The organism is Aureibaculum algae (assembly GCF_006065315.1).
Classification (GTDB): Bacteria; Bacteroidota; Bacteroidia; order Flavobacteriales; family Flavobacteriaceae; genus Aureibaculum; species Aureibaculum algae.
The window spans coordinates 993838-1012788 of sequence record NZ_CP040749.1 but is presented as its reverse complement, the minus strand read 5'-3'; the positions used below and the strand labels follow the sequence as shown (position 1 = coordinate 1012788).

The window sequence follows — 18951 nt, the reverse complement described above, 5'->3', positions numbered from 1 at the left end:
ATTTAAAATTATGCCAGAAGAAAGTATAGAACATATCGATTTTGATGCTTTAAACAAAAAAGCAATCTCTCAACCCCTAGTCTCTCATATTTACACTGCCGACCCATCGGCACATTATTTTAATGGGAAAATTTATATATACCCTTCACATGATGTTGATGCTGGAGAAGCATTTGATGATCTAGGAAGTCATTTCGCCATGGAAGATTACCACGTAATTTCTATGGATAGTATTGACAGTAAAGCTATAGACAATGGCATGGCCTTACATGTAAACGATGTGCCATGGGCAGAAAAACAAATGTGGGCTCCTGATGCTAATGAAAAAGATGGTACTTATTATTTATTTTTTCCAGCGAAAGCCTATGATGGCATATTTCGTATTGGTGTAGCTACAAGCCCATCACCAACAGGTCCATTTACAGCTCAACCTGAAGCTATTAAAGGGAGTTTTTCCATTGACCCTGCTGTTTTTAAAGATGATGACGGAAGTTATTATATGTATTTTGGAGGACTTTGGGGCGGACAATTACAGCGATGGAGAACTGGAACATTTAATGCTTCAGAACCTGATAGTCCCACTGCCTTTCTTCCTGATGATAATGAACCTGCATTATTACCCTATGTTGCTAAAATGACGGATGACTTATTGGAATTTGCAGAAAAACCTAAAACAATAGAAATTGTAGATGAAAAGGGTGCATTATTATTAGCAGGAGATAATGAGCGTCGCTTTTTTGAAGCCGCTTGGTTACATAAACATAACGGAAAGTATTATTTCTCTTATTCTACAGGTGATACACATTTTATATGTTATGGAATTAGTGACAATCCCTATGGTCCGTTTACCTATAAAGGAAGAATATTAAATCCTGTTGTCGGTTGGACATCTCATCATTCCGTTTGTGAGATTGAAGGAAAATCATATTTATTTTACCATGATTCTTCTTTATCTAAAGGGGTAACACACTTAAGATCAGTAAAAGTTGCTGAAATTACCTATTTAGAAGATGGAACAATTGTAACATTAGATCCGTATAAAGATTGATTAAAAACCTAAATTTAATTTTATGAGAAAAGTTATACCATTTCTAATCATCGCAATTGTATTGAGTAGTTGTAATACCAAAAGCAAAGAGAACACTACGACCGTACAGACAGAAATAGAACAAAATTATTACAATAATCCAATTTTGTCGGGTTGGTATCCTGACCCCAGCATTACACAAGATGATAACGGTAATTACTATCTTGTTACCTCTACCTTTTCTTTTTTTCCTGGCATTCCTATTTTTAAAAGTACAGACCTTGTAAATTGGGTGCAAATTGGTAATGTTTTAGATAGACCTGAACAATTAGAATTGGAAGGTTTGGGAGTCTCTAGAGGTATTTTTGCCCCAGATATCAGTTATGATAATGGTCTTTTTTATCTTACTTGTACCGTAGTTGATGGTAAGGGTAATTTTGTAGTAACCGCTAAAAATCCAGCAGGCCCATGGTCAAATCCCACTTATTTTCCAGAAGTTAATGGTATTGACCCTGCCCTATTTTTTGACGGAGACAAGTCTTATCTCATTTATAATAGTGATGCTCCTGATAACAAACCGTTATATCAAGGTCATCGTACTATTAGAATGGTTGAATTTGATAAAGAAAAATTAAAAGTAGTTGGTGAACATAGAATTCTTATAAATGGAGGTGTTGACATTTCTAAAAAACCAGTATGGATTGAAGGTCCAAGAATGTATAAGTTAAATGGTTATTACTATTTAATGGCAGCAGAAGGAGGAACTTCAGTTGACCACTCTGAGGTAATCCTTAGAAATAAAAACATAAATGACGAATTTATACCATACAAAGACAATCCAATACTGACGCAACGACAGTTAGATCCCAATCGAAAAGACCCGATAACATCCGCTGGACATGCTGATTTAATACAAACTAAAAATGGCGAATGGTATGGCGTATTTTTGGCTACAAGAGATTATGGAGACGATCATTACAACACGGGTAGAGAAACCTTTCTAGCTCCTGTAAAATGGGTTGATGATTGGCCAATCTTTGATTTAGATGGTGAAACCATTAAATATCAATATCCATTACCAAAAGGAGTAAAAATAAATAAAGAGGCATTTAAACTTAATGGTAACTTTACCTACACAGAAGGTTTTGAAACAAACAAATTAGGGTACCATTGGATGTTCTTAAGAACACCCAAAGATACTTGGTATAGTTTGGAAGAAAAGAAAGGTTTTTTAACCATAAACACAAGGCCACAAACACTATCTGGTTTAATTAACCCTAGTTTTATTGGGCATAGACAGCAACATTTAAAAGGTTCTGCTAGTGTAACGATGGACTTTTCAACTCAGTCTCCTAATGAAAGTGCCGGTTTAGTTGCCTTTCAGAATGAAGCTCATTTTTACTATTTATGCAAATCAGTTAAAAATGGTAATCCTATTGTTCAATTAATAAAAGGCGGTGAAAAAGAGCTGACCGTAATTGCTTCTGTTGATTTACCCGAAACAACTTCTACGATCCAATTAAAAATTGAAGCGAATGTAGATACTTATAACTTTTCTTATGCTATTGGTGACGACTGGAAAATTCTAGCAGAAAATAGTGACGGAAAGTACTTAAGCACCAAAGAAGCGGGTGGTTTTGTTGGTGTTACATTAGGAATGTACACCACTTCAAATGGAAAAGAAAGCACTAATAAAGCGTATTTTGATTCTTTTACCTATACAGGTAATGATGCTATTTATGAATAGTTATTACTTGTTTTAAAGTAATGCTTTTATAACAGTAACTCAGACTCGGTTTCGAAAGTCTGAGCTACTTGTTTAAATCAACGGCATATATAATTCCTGAGAGCATGTCAGGAACGAGTAATCGTTCATTATGCTCTTCTAAATAAAAATCGGCTGCCGATTTTAATCCGTCAATCAACACGGTGGCTTCTTCCGTTTTTCCATTTATTTTCCAAACCTTTCCTTCACTCCAGCTACTCACATAATAATTACCTGAACTGTCTTGCTCTATACCATCCGCACCTCTAAACACACCTTTTAAAGGTGCTAATTCACCTCCTTTGTTTACCAACACATTTCCAAGAAAAAATGATGTAACCATAATATTGTTATTATTATCCAGCCCTACGCCATTTGGATTCAACATCAGAGGAGATGTATCTTGCACTAAAGACACTTTTCCTTGTAAATCTACATGGTAAACTCGACCTAATTCTGGTACTAACTTAGCCTCATCACTATCTAAAGGCCATAGGTTGTTCTTTTCATCTCGCATATATTTGGTTGCTCCCATATCCACCACGTAAAAACCTTTAGCGTCCGCATCAACAGCAACATCATTTAAGTATAATACCTCTTTTGGAAAATCATCTTTTTTTACAAAAATACCCGTTTTTCCATCCTTGTCTACTTTCCAAACGCAATCTAGATCTGAAAAATAGAGGTGTCCTTCTATAAATACAATCCCCTTTGGTTCATCAAATCCTTTTGCAAATACACGTACTCCCTCTTTTGAAATTTCAACAATCTCACCATCTCCTTTCTCTTTGCCATTCATTACAGATACATAATAATTATCATTAAATCCTTTGGTTATACTTTCAGGTTTTATACCCACTTTAACTGGAAATTTAATATCAGACTCAACATTACATGCTACTAATAAAAACAATAGAAAGAAAATTGACAAAAATTCTAGGCTCCCTTTTAATTTTCTTAAGATTTGGATAACTACTTTTTTCATATTCATTTGAATAAAATTTAACAAAATTATTATAATACATAAACGGATAGACCACTTCAGCACTTTCATTTGGTATAAAATCATTAAAATAAGGAACTTTTAAAAAATCATAACAAAATAATTTATTTATTAAGTGTCCAGTATATTGCACCAAAAATGTGATTCAAAAAGTTTTTGTCTTTATACGTTTCAGGTTTATGACCTAAAGCAGTGTAAAATGACCTTCCTCCTTCATACTCTTGATACCATGAAATAGGATGTTTCTCTCCCATACCTTTTAACGGGATATCATCATAACCCGCAGTAAAATCATAAGAAGCTTCATCAACAGTCAAAAGAATATTTAGTTTATCTAAATTCATGTTTTCAAAGTTATACCATTCGTCACTACGAAGCCATTTCTTTGGTAGATGCCAAGTTGCAGGAAAATCATTATTCTCAACTTTTACTATTGCTGCTTGTAATTTTGGATGATTTACAAATTTAGCTCCAACAAGACCATCAAACCAAGAATTATTGTTTTCACCATCTGCTGTTCCGTGTATACCAACAAAGCCTCCGCCTCGTTTCATAAATGCTTTTAAAGCAACCATATGCTTTGTCTTTAACGAATCGGCATTAGCATTCATAAATATTACGACATCATGTTCTGGTAATTTCTCTATAAGATCATTTGGCCTTTGTGTCCAATTAAACGTAAACTGATGTTCTTCTGCCATTTCTTCAAAGGCATGAATAGCAACAGGGATGGTATTGTAATGCCAATCATCATGTTGGGTAAACAATAAAACACTAAACTGATCTTGAGCATTTGTTTTAATCATTGTAAAGAAAAATATAGTTAATAAAAGATACTTCATTGTAAAAGGTTTAATAATCAAAGGTTTATTTTAATAATTCATAATAAATATATTCCCAAGCTAAACTAACACTGAATAAAGGTGGAAAACTATAATCTTCAACTTCTGACAAGATATATTGAACTCCAGCTATTTCTTGATAGTTGAAAATATCCTTGAAATCTATTTTTCCACTTTCACCTAATTCTTTATAATCTTTCACATGCCAACTAATAAATCTATTAGGATAATTTTTAAAATAATCGACAGGATTCACTCCTCCCACTTGCATCCAATATACATCTGATTGAAAATAGACATACTCAGGATTGGTGTTTTGAAGAAAATAATCATAAATGGTTACGCCTTCTACCTTTAAAAATTCATCAGCATGATTATGATACACAAACTTAAGTCCGTTCTCTTTACAAAGTTTTCCAACTTTATTATAATAATTAGAATACTCTTGAAGTTCTTTGACCGTCTTAATGTCTTTTAATTTACTATTTGAGGTAGATAGATATTCAACACCAGCTTTTTTATGGTCTTGTATCGTTTTATTCCACCACGTATTTATTACAGTATCATCATTTTTATCTTCAGGATCGAAAAAAGTCATAGAACCCAAAAATTTCATACCTGATTTTTCAACCATAGCCTTAAACTGTTTTGGGGTTTGACCGTAAAAACTACCATTTTTATATACAAAAGTTTCAACATAGCTATACCCCATTCTACCTAGTTGAATTAAGGTTTCTTCTGGGTTATCAAGCATGTTGTCATGTACAGAAACTAGCTGAATACCAATGTTTTTGTTTTTAGGATTATTTTTAATGTATCTGGTTTTCCATAAACTTTGATTCTCATTATCAAACCCTTCTAATATAACATCCGTATAATTTTGAAAGTTAAAATCGACCTTCATTGTGTTATTACCATTAAGGTCTTTGTCTTGCATCGTCATTTTTTTTCTGAAGTAAAGATTCCTTTTCCAGTAAAAAACACGCCTTGTGTATTATGACCTGCGGCAAAAATAGTATCGGTAAAACTATCATAACCAATAATTTCATGAAGCAAGGGATTGTATTGGTTACTACTATCTTTTTGTAAAACTTTAACTGTGAGAGAATGATTATTGAAATTGTTCAAACTACTCATTTTTATTTCTGGAAATTTTGCTACACTATCTGTATTGGGATTTACAGCACTTACCCACTGACCAGAATATTGTCTTAGTCTATCTTTTTGAGAAGATATGCTATAGTTTTCTTGAGCAAAACCGACAAAACATATAAAAACTACAACTAAAAATATATTTTTTTTCATCTTTACTTATTTATTATTAAGGTGAATAAATATGGGATTCTCCATTTCTTTTTTATAAGCCTCTAAAACAAATGGATTTTTTTCGATACGGGCATCTTTCCAATCATGCCATTGAAAACCAATTTTGTTAGACCAATATATCCAATCCCAATTGATGTAGCAAAATGCTTTTACCCCTGGGTTATTATATAACATCTCGAAATAAGGTTTAAACCATTTATCCCAAGAAGTTTTACCATCCAAAACTCCAACATATCGTGGTGTCGACTCGCCAATCATTACTGGTTTTTTATGCATATGAGCTCTATCAAAAAAGTTTTCTAAGCCAATATGATCAAATTCTTCTGGACTAAAAATATCAATCCCCCACCAATCGACATATTCATCTCCGGGATAATATGCCATTAACTTTTCAAGCCCTATAAAGTCAGCCGAACCACCACCAGAACACCAAACCGTAGCTGATTTTATATTCTTTTCTTTAAATGCTTTAGAAATAGTTATGAATACTTTTTTAAAACTTTCAGGAGAATATCCATTCCAATCACCCTCAAACTCATACCCTATTCTGGTAAAAGAGGGTCTGTCTAAATCCAAAAGTACGTTATAGAATACTTGTAATTGTTTGTCATATTTTCCATCAGCTACTTCTTTATCTAAACCTGCCCCAGTATCATTACCACCAGTAAATCCTAAACCAATTTGGGGTATAATCCCTTTGGGCAAACTATCTAAAACATGTTTTAAACCTATTCCCCAAGATTCAATCTTTTTTACTGGTGCAGTTATATTAACATATGTCATATATATTGCAGGCATCTTATTTTGCCCAACGGCATTTACATAATCATGAAACCCATTTTTATCCTGACCAGCACCGTGATAAATTCCTGTTTCTGGTTCGTATTTAGCATTATAATTAAAACGGGGGATTGCCTCTTGGCTAAATCCATTTTGCAAAAACAACAATAGAATAATTAAACTTACTTTACGCATAACTAATAAACTTTAAGTTTTATACTTTTTTAAAATATGGATTCTGACTTTTAATCACAGTACCACTAAAAATGATTAAAACAAATTGAATCTTTAATGGTTAAAAAAATATTCTATATTTTCTATCATTACATTAAATAGTTCTTACTTGGGCACTACAGTCACAATTACACGTTCATACCGCGATAATACCGGAGTTCCTTTATCAGAAACCTTTACAATAAAATGAAGTGTTTCTTTTTTATTTACCTTCGGAGCCGTTAGGTTTACTCCATGAACGTTTGAAGCCCCCATATTTATTTCGTTTTTATACGTACCTTCTTCTCCATAATAAATCCATAGAAAACTTAAATTATCTCCATCTGGATCTGTCGAATCAAAAGCATCTAGGTTAAAATTTTCGCCTGATTTAACGGTAAGTTGGCTTGGATGACTTAAGACAGGTACTGGAGGATGGTTGGCTTCACTATACGATTGTGTACACCAATCCATACGGGCAGCAAAATCATTTTGAAAATCATCTCTCCAACGCCATAGCGTCTCCTTATACCCTTTAAAAACAACAGTATCAGGTTTTATTGTTCTTCCATACTCCTTCTCTATATGAGGCGAAAAACTATCATTAGCATTTGTCCAAATTTTACGAGTTTCTGGAGCAATAGTTACGATGGAACCTCCTTCCTTTGTTTTAGAAAAATCAGGCAAATACAATTCATAACGACCTCCCCAACTTCCCCACTCAGGATGTTCTGACTCGTTTAGACCATTGGGTATTAGCGACAAAAACGCAGGTGTATCACCTTCTACCCCCCAAGCAACATCTGGATAAACAGCCCCAAGTGCACCATGGCCTTGTTGAATGTTTTGTGCTATCCACTTATTACTTATCGTTGTATTATCTATTCCCTTTATATAACTATTAATACCAGTCCAAGTAGCACTACCATAATCATCACCAGGGCTAACGATATAAAATAAGTCAGGAAAATTATTTCGCATCCATAAACCGCTATCATCTTGGTCAGAAATAGTATAAACTCTAAGTTTTGAAATTAACCTTTTGGCTTCTTTTTTACTTTTAGTCTTTTTAATTTTATAGAGTGACTGTGCCAATGTATTTGCTCCACCCCAAACTGATATCCATAAAGGACGGTCATCTTTTTCTTCCAAAACTTTTATAATCCAATCGGACCCCTCTGAATCCATATTTTCACCTACACCCTTCATCCCATATAGAGGCTTTCCTACTTTTACAAGTGACAATAAATTTTCCTCAGTAGGAAATTCAGACTCGTGTTTTAAAAGATTGGGCTGAACTTTACCATAAGCATTCACTATTTTTTTTATAGATTCTGGGTTTACTTGTGTTTGATGCCAGCAAGACGTAGTAGCAACTAATCCTTTAATATCTATCTGATTAGCATATAAAAATAAACGCACAAAAGATTGAGTATCATCTGGATCCGCTTCTATATCAGACAAAATAACAACCCTATTTTTATCAATTGATTGTGCATTAAAGGGTTGGATACATAGTAAAATAACAATTATTGAAATTATTGCTTTCATATTGGATATGATTTTAGTTGATTGATCAATTTATTTTAGGATTTCAAATGGTGACACCGGTAAATCATTATTTGAAACTAAATTCGCTTTTTGAGGATTATCGGCCCAAGCATATCTTATTGCTATTGGATTGCTGATATTTTCATTCCATACGATAACTTTATCACCACTTATTTTGGCTTTTGCTTTATGAAATGTTTTTCCATCTTTTGAAATTTCAAAATACCTTAAGGCCCTGCCATCTTTTGTTTTTAATCCCAAATCTGCATATCTAAAGGTGATTTTCACTTTTTTATTTTCAAACTGGGATTTCTCTGGAATTGGACAAAGCTTTACTTTGCTTTCGCCATAGGCCAATCTATACGCTTCTTGAGCTAGCCTTTTGCCTACATCTTCCTTATTCAACGGATGTATGTCATTCCATTCCCCTAGGTCAGTTATAACAGCCATTCCCGTATTTGGAAGTTTCAATGTTTGTAATTGAGCCTGTCTTAGTTTTGCCCAATTACTTTCCGTTGGCTGGTCCGTTTCAGCCATATAATTGGCCAATTGCACATAAATAAAAGGGAAATTACCTAACTGCCAATCCGCTCTCCAATTGTTAATCATTGCCGGAAACGTATCAAAATACAAATCAGGATGGCCAGCATTTGACTCTCCTTGGTACCAAATAGCTCCTTTAATATTGTAATTTAATAGAGGTGAAATCATCTTATTGTATAGCCCACTTGGTTTCCATCTAACGAACGTAGGACCTCGTAATGGTTTCATAATTACACCTAGCTTATATTTCCATTTTCCTTGTAAATCAATGGTATCCTTTCCTACTGCGAGAAAATAGGGCTTATCCAAAATAAAGCCTCCTTTTCCCTGCTCATTAATAACTCTAACGGTTATGGTATTGTCTCCAGATTTTAACAATTGATTACCTACTGCGTATTTTCTAGGTGGATATTGATACCCCGTAGTACCCACAAATTCACCATTAACATAAACATGATCTTGATCTACAATTCTACCTAACCATAGTTTAGCTTCTTTTCCAATCATATGTTGAGGAATTGTAATGTGCTTTCTGAACCAAACAGCTCCGTTTACATCACCCAATGTTGTATTTGACCAAAACCCCGGCACTACCATTTCTTCCCAACTAGAATCATCCGTTTTTCCAAGGAACCATTCGCTATCATTTTTAAATCCACTATCAGTGTTGTTTAATTGAGCATACCATTCTGCTTGTCGTGTCTTATCACTTTTCTCTATGGCTGCTATATAAGTTGAATCTTTAAATTTCTGAAGTTCATTAAACGACTCTGGAAATTTTTTAAGAGCATCTTCACTCATCCAAGATTCTACAGGCGAGCCCCCTAAAGCGGCATTTACTAACCCAATGGGAACACCATATTTTTCAAACAAATCTTTAGCGAAAAAATAAGCAACACCTGAAAAATTTAGCAAATTTTCTGGGTTTGCCTGCTTCCAGCTACCAGACTCTACATCTTGATATGCTTTTGTGAAACTATATTTATCGGGCACCAAAAATTGTCTAATATTTGAATTTTCTGAATTCTCTATAACCTTCGGATATTTATCTTTTAATCTATCCATGGTCAACTCCATATTAGATTGCCCTGAACATATCCAAACATCACCGAACAGGATATTATTTACTGAAATTTTATTAGTTCCTGTCAATTCCATTGAAAATGGACCTCCCGCTTTTTGAGGAAGAAGTACGAATTGCCAATTGCCAAAAGCATCTGCGTGCGTATTATATTTATCTTCTTTAAATGAGATTTCTATCTCCTCATTGGGTGAAGCCCAGCCCCAAATTTTAACATTGGTATCTCGTTGCAAAACAACACCATCACTAATCAATTTTGGGAGTTTAATTTGCCCCCAACAGAAAAATGTATTGAAAAGAATAGCAAATAAAATCAATACTACTTTATTATTCATAATTGTATAATTGTAATCGTTGTATTTTATAATTTTCCTTAAAAATTCTAAGGTGTCTCCCCTGATGGGTTTGATCTCCATTTAAATGCCTTAAAATTTTCCAATTCCCATTTTCAAAAATACCTTCGTCAACTTTTAAAATACCAACAGTCAAATTAGGGTTTTTCAAATTTTTAAAAGTGACATAAATACCATTGCCTGCTACATAAAATTCATCATCATCTGTTTGGATAATAATGGCACCAGCCATATCCCAGGTTTCGTTCTTAGCTTCGGCTTCCCACCCCAACTTATAACTGTGATTAAAAGTAAATTCATAATCACCTAATTTTATTACACTTCCTTCATTTTCCTTATCCAATAAAACACCTTCGATATTACCAAAACCTTGATTTTCCATTATAATAGGAATCAATTGTTGAATTAGTCCATACATTTTACCGATGGCTTCATTTTCAGGCTCTTCAACAGACTCAATTGAAAAAGGAGAAAAACCCATAGCCTCATAATGCCCAAAGGCAAAGGCGGCCTTTCCAGCTACTGTATTGTCAAACTTATGTTCTGGAATAAATAAGGGATCTCCTTGCCTCGTATACAAATCATTCCAATACTTAAAATCAGGATTATAAAAGTCAGGTGCCAAAAAATCAATTTCAGTTCCCGCTGCCTTCCATACATCCATTAAATGCGGTAATGGTCCTGCACTCGGATATTCCCCTGGTCTTCTACCCTTAGCATTCAAAGCTGCATTTACGAACATAGGTAATGGATAAACTTCCTTTCCTGCTTTTATGATTTCATTTGCGTATTTGGCAAAATACCAAGCCATAAAAATTTCGTCCGTTTGATTTCCTTTTCCGAATACTTCTTCCCAAGATCCTGACTTTTTATTTCCATTTTTATCCCAAATGGCACGGAACTCTGAAACAAGTCTCTTTTTATTCTTAACCAAGTATGACATTAACTCAATAGGAACTGGACTTTTAAATTCTTTAGTTGCCAATGGATGATAATCTCTTGCTGAAGGCAACATTCCAATCTCATTTTCAGGCTGAACCATGATCACTGTGTGCTCTTTACCATCAACTTCTTTTAAATGTTGCATCAATGCTATAAAAGCATTCTTATCAGCTTTTAAATTATCATTACTAAAAGGCGTCAGTATTTCTTGACTTTCAAGCTCTTTACTTTTGGCTCTAGGGTATTTTTTTTGATTTGTTTTAATCCATGCCGGTGCATGACTAGACATACTATTTTTCCATGATCCAAACCAAAGCAAAACTAACTTTAAATTATTTTTTCTTGTTTCATGTATTAGATCATCTAATACTTTAAAATCAAAATTGCCTTCCGTTGGCTCTATTAATTCCCAAAATACAGGTGCCAAAATAGTATTCAAGTTCATGGCCTTTAATTTTGGCCAAACTGGAACCATATTTTCAACGGTTGTAAATGTGGAATTACCTAACTCACCCCCCAATATTAAAAACGGTTTCCCCTCAACAATGAGTTGAGTCGTTACCCCTTGTTTCTTTAGGTGTGGAATCGCAACTTTGTTTTGTGTTTGAGCAGTGATTACCTGAATACTCAAAAATAATAAAACAACGATTTTTATGCTGAGTTTATTTACCATGTAACTTATACTATTCTAAATTAATCCCATTGGGGGCGTATACCAGGAGCAAAGGGGAATTTTAATGATTGATAATATTTTAATGATTTTGTAGGCTTTTCCATTCCATTTGGAAAAGGTAAATTAGCATATTGCTGAAAATAAAGCATGCAAGCATTTTTCCACCAATTGGCTTCTTTTAGTTGTATTTTTAACAGCATATTCACCTCCTGAAACCGTTGGTTATCCACGTATGGTTCCATCATTTTCCATGTAGCCTCCATTTGTGCAACTTCATTTACGCCTTTTTGATATGTTAAAGCCATATTATTCCATAAGGTGTCTCCATTTTTCAACTTATAATTCCATGGCACATGATGAAACCAAAGTAACAGCTCTTCAGGGCAGCTTTCTAGATTATTATAAATAGTTTTAAGCTCTTTTGAATATTGACTAACCGCATTACTACCGTCCGTAGACCTATTAAAACCAATACCTAAACTATCCGCTTTATGGTAATAAACAGGGTTCCATTCTGGTCTTGAAAGATTACTAACCCAAGGCCCAGGACCATAATGATGATTTGTATCCATGATATGGTGTAAACCAAGTGGTGTCATATAGTTGACTACGGTTTCTCTAGAGTTTATTAATAAATCGGTCATTGGTTCCACAAATTCATCTTTATTTGAAAATGTACTTCTTAACCATTCATCAGCTATCTCTTTTGCAGACAAGTGCGGATTCCATGCTAACCGACCAAAACCATACCAATTAGCCTGTGCAAATGGATGTCCAGTCCAGTTAAAATCGGAACCAATATTAGCCACGCCAGCCATAGCCGTAATCTTTTTAGTATGTAAAGAGCCGTCTATAACGTTGGCAACGGTTGTTCCTTTTCCTTTAACATAGGTGTCTGAAGACAAGACTTCTTGGTATAATTTAGGTAAAAAAACAAGATGTGTACTAAAGCCAAGATATTCTTGAGTAATTTGAAACTCCATCATCACATTCGTTTTAGGCATTGCACCAAACATAGGGTGAAATGGTTCACGAGGTTGAAAATCAATAGCTCCGTTTTTCACTTGAATAATTACATTATCCGGAAATTGACCATCAAAAGGCACAAACTCTGTATATGCCTGTTTTGCTCTATCATCAGTATCGTGCTCTGAATATACAAAGGCTCGCCACATTACAATTCCACCATAAGGTGCAACGGCTGTTGCTAACATTTTTGCACCATCAACATGATTTCTACCATAATTTTGAGGTCCAGGTTGACCTTCAGAATTTGCTTTAACCAAAAAGCCACCAAAATCTGGAATTTGCGAATAGATCTCTTTCGCTTTATCGTTCCACCATTGTTGAACTTCTTTATGTAAAGGATCAGCCGTAGACAACCCACCAATCTCAATGGGTGCAGAAAAACGTGCCGTTAAATAAACTTTAATACCATACGGTCTAAATACATTTGCTAAGGCTGTAACTTTTTCCATATATTGTGGAGTAAGTATTAATGCATTTGAATTTACATTCGTTAGAACAGTACCATTAATACCGATAGAAGCATTGGCTCGAGCATAATCAATATAACGCTGATCTATAAAATCAGGTAATTTGTGCCAATTCCAAATGGATTCCCCTGCATAGCCTCGCTCTACGGTTCTGTCCAAATTATCCCAATGGTTTAGTAATCTGATATCAATAGTTGGAGCATCAACAATATGTAAGTCATTAATTGATTTATGGGTCTGAATTAATCTTAAAAAATTAAACACACCATATAAGACACCTAGCTCATCATTTGAAGTAATGATGGTATACTTGCGATTCTTTTTAGTAATTGACTTAATGATAAAGCCATTTTTTTTTAATTGTGTAAAATCGTTTTTTAATTGCTCGGTAAATTGGCTATCAATATGCTCTTTAGTTGCAATAATTAAAGCATTCGTAGATGCAACAGCTTTTGAGATAGTATACTCATGATTTAACAAACCACTTAGGCCTCTAACTATTTCTTCTTTAGCTGCATTTAATGTTGCTGTATTACCAGTAAATGAAATTGAATTTAATGTGTTTTTATACGTATTCAGTAACGCTTTATTTTCAATTTTTTGATATTTGAGCCAAAGATCATACCCATTATCACTATAACTTTTTAAACTAAAAAAGACACAAAGAAATATCAATAAGCTTCTTACTGAATTTGTCATATTAATTATGTTTAAATGTCCGTTAGTTTTTTTCTTTCAAGCCTTCTAAAAATCCAAAGTAAGCAGGTTTTTTCTTTAAATTTTCATCAAAAACACATGGCCAATCGTTCATATTAAAAAAACCATTAATCCATGTATCTCTATCTGTAAAATCCCAAAAAGTAATTCCGTATTGTTGTTCTTCAGGAACAATTGTTCGATACATTTTGGCGAGGTTCTTATATTTTTCTGCTTGAGCTTCTTTCATCTCATCAGTGAGCTCATCATATAATTGAACACCACCTAATCTAGAATCGTCATGAGTATTAAAAATAATATCTACTTCTGATAAATGTATTTGCAAACCTGTAGCTGCGGCTTTTTTTAAGGCATTTGCTATTGTTTCATCAGGAATGTCCATTCGTATATGCATTTGAAATCCAATTCCAGAAATTGGAACACCCTGTGCCTTTAATTCTTCCACCATGCGAAGTGTTCCATTTAATTTAGCAGTGTCACGTTCAATATTAAAATCATTATAGAATAATACAGCATCAGGATCTGCTTCATGAGCATATGTGAAAGCCTTCGCTATATAATCTTTACCCATCGCTTTATACCAGATCGTTTCTCTATAAGCTCCACCTTTAGTTTCTAACCCTTCGTTTACCACATCCCATCCATGGACTTTACCCTTATATCTGCCCACATATTTATGAATATATTCTTTCATAAATTCAGCTAACCACAAACTGTCTTTCGCTGCCTTTTCAACAACCCATTTTGGCGTTGAGCTATGCCAAATTAAATTGTGCCCAAAAAGTCGTTGCTCGTTCTTTTCTGCATAATTTAAAATACTATCAATTCTAGACCAATGATAAGCTCCCTCTTTTGGAAGAATTTGCTGCATTTTCATATCACTAGTTGCAGTGATACTATTAAAATTGGCCTTTTCTAACACTTGCAGTTCTGAATCAGACAGTAAAGTTCTGATACGAACAGCGGTACCAATTGGAAAATTTGCAGCATCTTTCAAACCCACTTGTGACGGTTCAGATTCCTTGCAACCTGTTACGAGTAACAAAATAATGGACAACTTTAAAACTAAATTATATTCTTTTTTTAAAATCATCATTTTACTTATTTTGCTTTACATACTGCACATAGTCATCATTTTTCACCGAAATAATGTAATTATCACCTTTCACTTTAATTGTTTGGATGTCTTTTACATCTCCAGGCATAAAAAAGCCACTTTCAGAGGCTGGAATAGCTTCAAATGATCCTTTATTATTTCCTTTTAAATACATACCATAACTAGCATCGTTACGAGGTGTTTCTACTTCAGACATATGAAGATTACCCGCTAATAAAACATCTAATGCCCCATCTTTATCAAAATCGTCAATTAAAACTTTATTAACACTTGACACTTGAGCTTCTACGGGAAGTTGGTGAATCACAAATTTGTCTCCTTGATTTTCGAGATAAATACTAGCAAATGATTTTACTTGATAATGTAAAGAAGCATTTAATGCTTTCTCTGAATAGATGTCGACCAAAGTGGCTTCCGAAAATGTTTCATAATTTTCGAATTTCTTCTTTATTGATGGTATTTGCTGTGAAGAACAACCACGTCCTCTTACGGGATATTGTTTCCCTCCATTATAATAACTTAGTACAATATCACTTTTATTATTTTTATCAAAATCATTAACAAAAATATCAAAGGTTTCATTTTCATTAGCTTTGTATTTATAATTTAAGCCATTATTTCCTAGGATATAATCCATATCACCATCATTATCAAAATCGCCTTGATTGATACTCCACCACCAACCCGTGGTATCTACAGTAAGCCCAAGCTCTTCAGAGACATCACTAAATCCTGTTTTGGTATTTTTAAATACACGAATTGGCATCCATTCACCAACAACGATGATATCTAACATCTTATCATTATTATAATCTGTAATAACAGCACTAGTGGCCATACCCAAATCGGTAAATTCCTTTGGCATCATTTCAGTAAACACATCGAACTTTGCAATTCCATTTTTACTATTATTTTTCAGTAAATAACTACTTGCAGGTAACGGATAATTTCCAGGAGTTTGACGACCTAAAACCAACACATCTTCTTTACCATCAGCATCAAAATCTGCATGATATACTTTAGAACCACTTGTAATCATTTTGGGCAAGGTGCCTTCATTTGCTTTGGTGAAATTTCCTTTCCCATCATTTAAATACAATCTGTCTTGTAGATTTTTTGAATCAGTTTTATACTCATAGCCTCCACTGACTACATACAAATCATTATCACCATCTCCATCAGCATCAAAAATTGTGGCTCCAAGATCTTCACTATTCTCATCAAAATCAAGAGTCGATTCTTTAAATCCATTTTCATTTTGCAAGAAAATAGCTCCCTTTTTACCTTTAGAAGCACCAATGTAATAATCTTCTAAGTTGTCATTATTTAAATCGCCTACAGCTAGAGCAGGACCAAAAGTTGACATTTTATGTGGTAATAAGACTTGATTTTCAAAATCATCATTGATATTTTCTTCATGTTTATAAGAAGGAAATAGATTACTAGTATCTGTCATAAATAATTTATCACTCGTTGAGACTTCTACCTTTTCTTCGGAAGCATCACTATGCTTTAGAATTATTGTTTTGTTGATGGTTGGATTATTTACAACTTGTACTTTTCCATCTGTCCAAACCACTTTTAATTCATCAATTTTTTCTGCTTTACCAATTCCAAAATGTAATTCTGGAGCTACTGAAGATTGAAACCCTCTCGACAATGTAAGTTCTTGCAATTGTGTATTTTCTCCAGTTTTCAAATACACTCTGTTCCCAATTCCTAATTTATTTTTAGACTCATCTTCAAATTTTACAGTAATGTAGTTATTTGCCTTGGCATTATTATTCTTAAAAACCGAAGCTTTATCATCAATATTATTAGTTACTACCTCTAAATCTCCATCATTGTCTAAATCTGCATATACAACTCCATTCGAAAAACCTTTAAATTCAATACCCCAATCTTCATTCTTTCTTTCAAACTTCATATCTCCTGTATTTCTCAACATAAAGTTATCAATTTTTTCAGAAGGAATTTCCAAACTTAATTTCAACATGGTATCTTGTTCAACTTTCACCTTTTTTAACCGGTTGAAGTAATCATTATTATTAATTTCTCTTCTTGTTCCATTAGAAATGAATAAATCTTTGAAACCATCATTGTCAAAATCAGCAAATAAAGGCCCCCAGCTCCAGTCCGTAGAAGAAACTCCTGCTAGTCTTGATATATTTGAAAAGTAAGGCACACCATCGTTAAAAACACCTGAATTTACTTGAAGACAATTTTGCATATATTGATAATGAAAACCAGCATTTACTACATCCCAAAAAAGTTGCGGATTCATACTTGCCATATTCGCTTTCTGTCTTTTATTACTATTGGCATCCATATCATTTTGAAAAATATCAAGATTGCCATCATTATTAAAATCAGCTATGTCAGACCCCATACCATAAAATGCAGTATGAGCAGTAGCCTCTTTTAACACTTCTTTAAAAGTACCATCTTGTTGATTGAGGTACATAAAATCTGGTGAATTAAAATCTTGCGAAACGTATAGATCTGGCCAACCATCATTATTTAAATCGCCTACCGTAGCACTTAAACTAAGACCAAAAGCTTTTAAACCAGCTGCCTCTGTTACATCAGTGAAGGTTTCGCCGTCATTTCTGAATAAATGATTGGACTCAATGTCATGCACATTATTCATCTTATATGCATAAACAAATGTTGGCGAAGTAAATAAAGTTGGAGGGTAATTGGCTACATATAAATCTAAATCTCCATCCCTATCATAATCTAAGAAAGTTGCCTGCACACCATTTCCTATATCATCCAAGTGATATGCTTCTGCCATCTCCGTAAAAGTTCCGTCTTGATTATTTATAAATAATTGATTGTTTTTAGGAGCAAATTTACCTCCTACAGAACAGTAAAGATCCAAGAATCCGTCGCCATTAATATCTCCCATGGTTACCCCTGTATACCATCGTTCATCTCCTGCTACACCAGCCTTTTCTGTTATGTCTTCAAATTTTAAATCTCCTTTGTTTAAATACAATTTATTTGAGACTTGATTACCTGTAAAATAAATATCTATTAAACCATCATTATTGATGTCTCCTGCGGCTACACCACCTCCCATATACAAATAGGAATAGGAAAAATAATTTAAAGAATCATTTTCTGTCAAATTGTTGGCAAAGTTTATTCCAGTATCCGATTCACTTAAACTGGTAAACATTTTTTCTTGACTTGTTTTCTTTGACTCTGTGCAATTTAATAATAGTAGCAAACCAAAGAAACCTACGAATATTTTAATTTTATTAATCATTCTAACAATTATAAATATTATACTTTTTTTTGAATAAATTTTGCATTAAAGATAAATAATGTTGCCTTATTATGAACTAAAAAAGGGTCCTTTTTTACTGTTTTTATTGGTAATTTAGATTGAATATATTTAGTTAAGAGAATGAATATCACTTTGAATACAAAGCCAATTTCTCATCTAAAAAATATTAACATTATAAAGTAACACTAGAATTTTTAATACCGTAAAATAAAAACAGCGTATTAAAT

The 18951-nt window shown here is 33.6% G+C and carries 13 protein-coding genes; 2 read left to right on the top strand and 11 right to left on the bottom strand.

Annotation, left to right across the window (positions count from 1 at the left end; translation table 11 throughout):
- Window positions 1-10 precede the first annotated feature (10 nt).
- Window positions 11-1048 carry a glycoside hydrolase family 43 protein gene (locus tag FF125_RS03985; protein ID WP_138948563.1) on the top strand — a complete coding sequence of 346 codons (1038 nt, stop codon included), beginning with the start codon at window positions 11-13 and terminating at the stop codon, window positions 1046-1048.
- Between the two features lie 22 nt (window positions 1049-1070).
- The gene (locus tag FF125_RS03980) at window positions 1071-2774 is read left to right on the top strand and encodes a glycoside hydrolase family 43 protein (protein WP_138948562.1); all 1704 of its coding nucleotides are present in this window, start codon (window positions 1071-1073) and stop codon (window positions 2772-2774) included.
- Between the two features lie 64 nt (window positions 2775-2838).
- Here FF125_RS03980 and FF125_RS03975 read toward each other — a convergent pair whose 3' ends face one another.
- The 11 genes from FF125_RS03975 to FF125_RS03925 all read right to left on the bottom strand — a co-directional run bounded on the left by FF125_RS03975 (window position 2839) and on the right by FF125_RS03925 (window position 18703).
- A complete protein-coding gene (locus FF125_RS03975; protein ID WP_250629679.1) occupies window positions 2839-3777 on the bottom strand; it encodes an SMP-30/gluconolactonase/LRE family protein in 939 nt (312 codons plus the stop codon).
- A gap of 122 nt (window positions 3778-3899) precedes the next feature.
- Complete coding sequence (locus FF125_RS03970) at window positions 3900-4637, bottom strand: ThuA domain-containing protein (RefSeq protein WP_250629678.1); 738 nt, start codon at window positions 4635-4637, stop codon at window positions 3900-3902.
- A 25-nt stretch (window positions 4638-4662) separates the two neighbouring features.
- The gene (locus tag FF125_RS03965; RefSeq protein WP_175418865.1) at window positions 4663-5574 is read right to left on the bottom strand and encodes a sugar phosphate isomerase/epimerase family protein; all 912 of its coding nucleotides are present in this window, start codon (window positions 5572-5574) and stop codon (window positions 4663-4665) included.
- A gap of 2 nt (window positions 5575-5576) precedes the next feature.
- Window positions 5577-5942 (bottom strand): hypothetical protein, encoded by a 366-nt coding sequence (locus FF125_RS03960; RefSeq protein ID WP_138948560.1) that lies wholly within the window; start codon window positions 5940-5942, stop codon window positions 5577-5579.
- Between the two features lie 6 nt (window positions 5943-5948).
- Window positions 5949-6938, bottom strand: coding sequence for a glycoside hydrolase family 26 protein (locus FF125_RS03955; RefSeq protein WP_138948559.1), 990 nt, complete (start codon window positions 6936-6938; stop codon window positions 5949-5951).
- 144 nt (window positions 6939-7082) lie between these two features.
- Window positions 7083-8507 (bottom strand): DUF1593 domain-containing protein, encoded by a 1425-nt coding sequence (locus FF125_RS03950; protein WP_138948558.1) that lies wholly within the window; start codon window positions 8505-8507, stop codon window positions 7083-7085.
- 30 nt (window positions 8508-8537) lie between these two features.
- Window positions 8538-10466, bottom strand: coding sequence for a sialate O-acetylesterase (locus FF125_RS03945; protein ID WP_138948557.1), 1929 nt, complete (start codon window positions 10464-10466; stop codon window positions 8538-8540).
- Window positions 10459-12099: a GH35 family beta-galactosidase gene (locus tag FF125_RS03940; protein WP_138948556.1), complete on the bottom strand. Its 1641-nt coding sequence runs from the start codon at window positions 12097-12099 to the stop codon at window positions 10459-10461. Before FF125_RS03940 ends, FF125_RS03945 begins: the two co-directional genes overlap by 8 nt.
- A gap of 20 nt (window positions 12100-12119) precedes the next feature.
- Entirely contained in the window at window positions 12120-14294 is a 2175-nt protein-coding gene (locus tag FF125_RS03935; protein WP_138948555.1) for an alpha-glucuronidase family glycosyl hydrolase, read from the bottom strand.
- Window positions 14295-14316: 22 nt separating this feature from the next.
- Window positions 14317-15408 (bottom strand): endo-1,4-beta-xylanase, encoded by a 1092-nt coding sequence (locus tag FF125_RS03930; RefSeq protein WP_138948554.1) that lies wholly within the window; start codon window positions 15406-15408, stop codon window positions 14317-14319.
- Window position 15409: 1 nt separating this feature from the next.
- Complete coding sequence (locus FF125_RS03925; protein WP_138948553.1) at window positions 15410-18703, bottom strand: VCBS repeat-containing protein; 3294 nt, start codon at window positions 18701-18703, stop codon at window positions 15410-15412.
- Window positions 18704-18951: the final 248 nt, after the last annotated feature.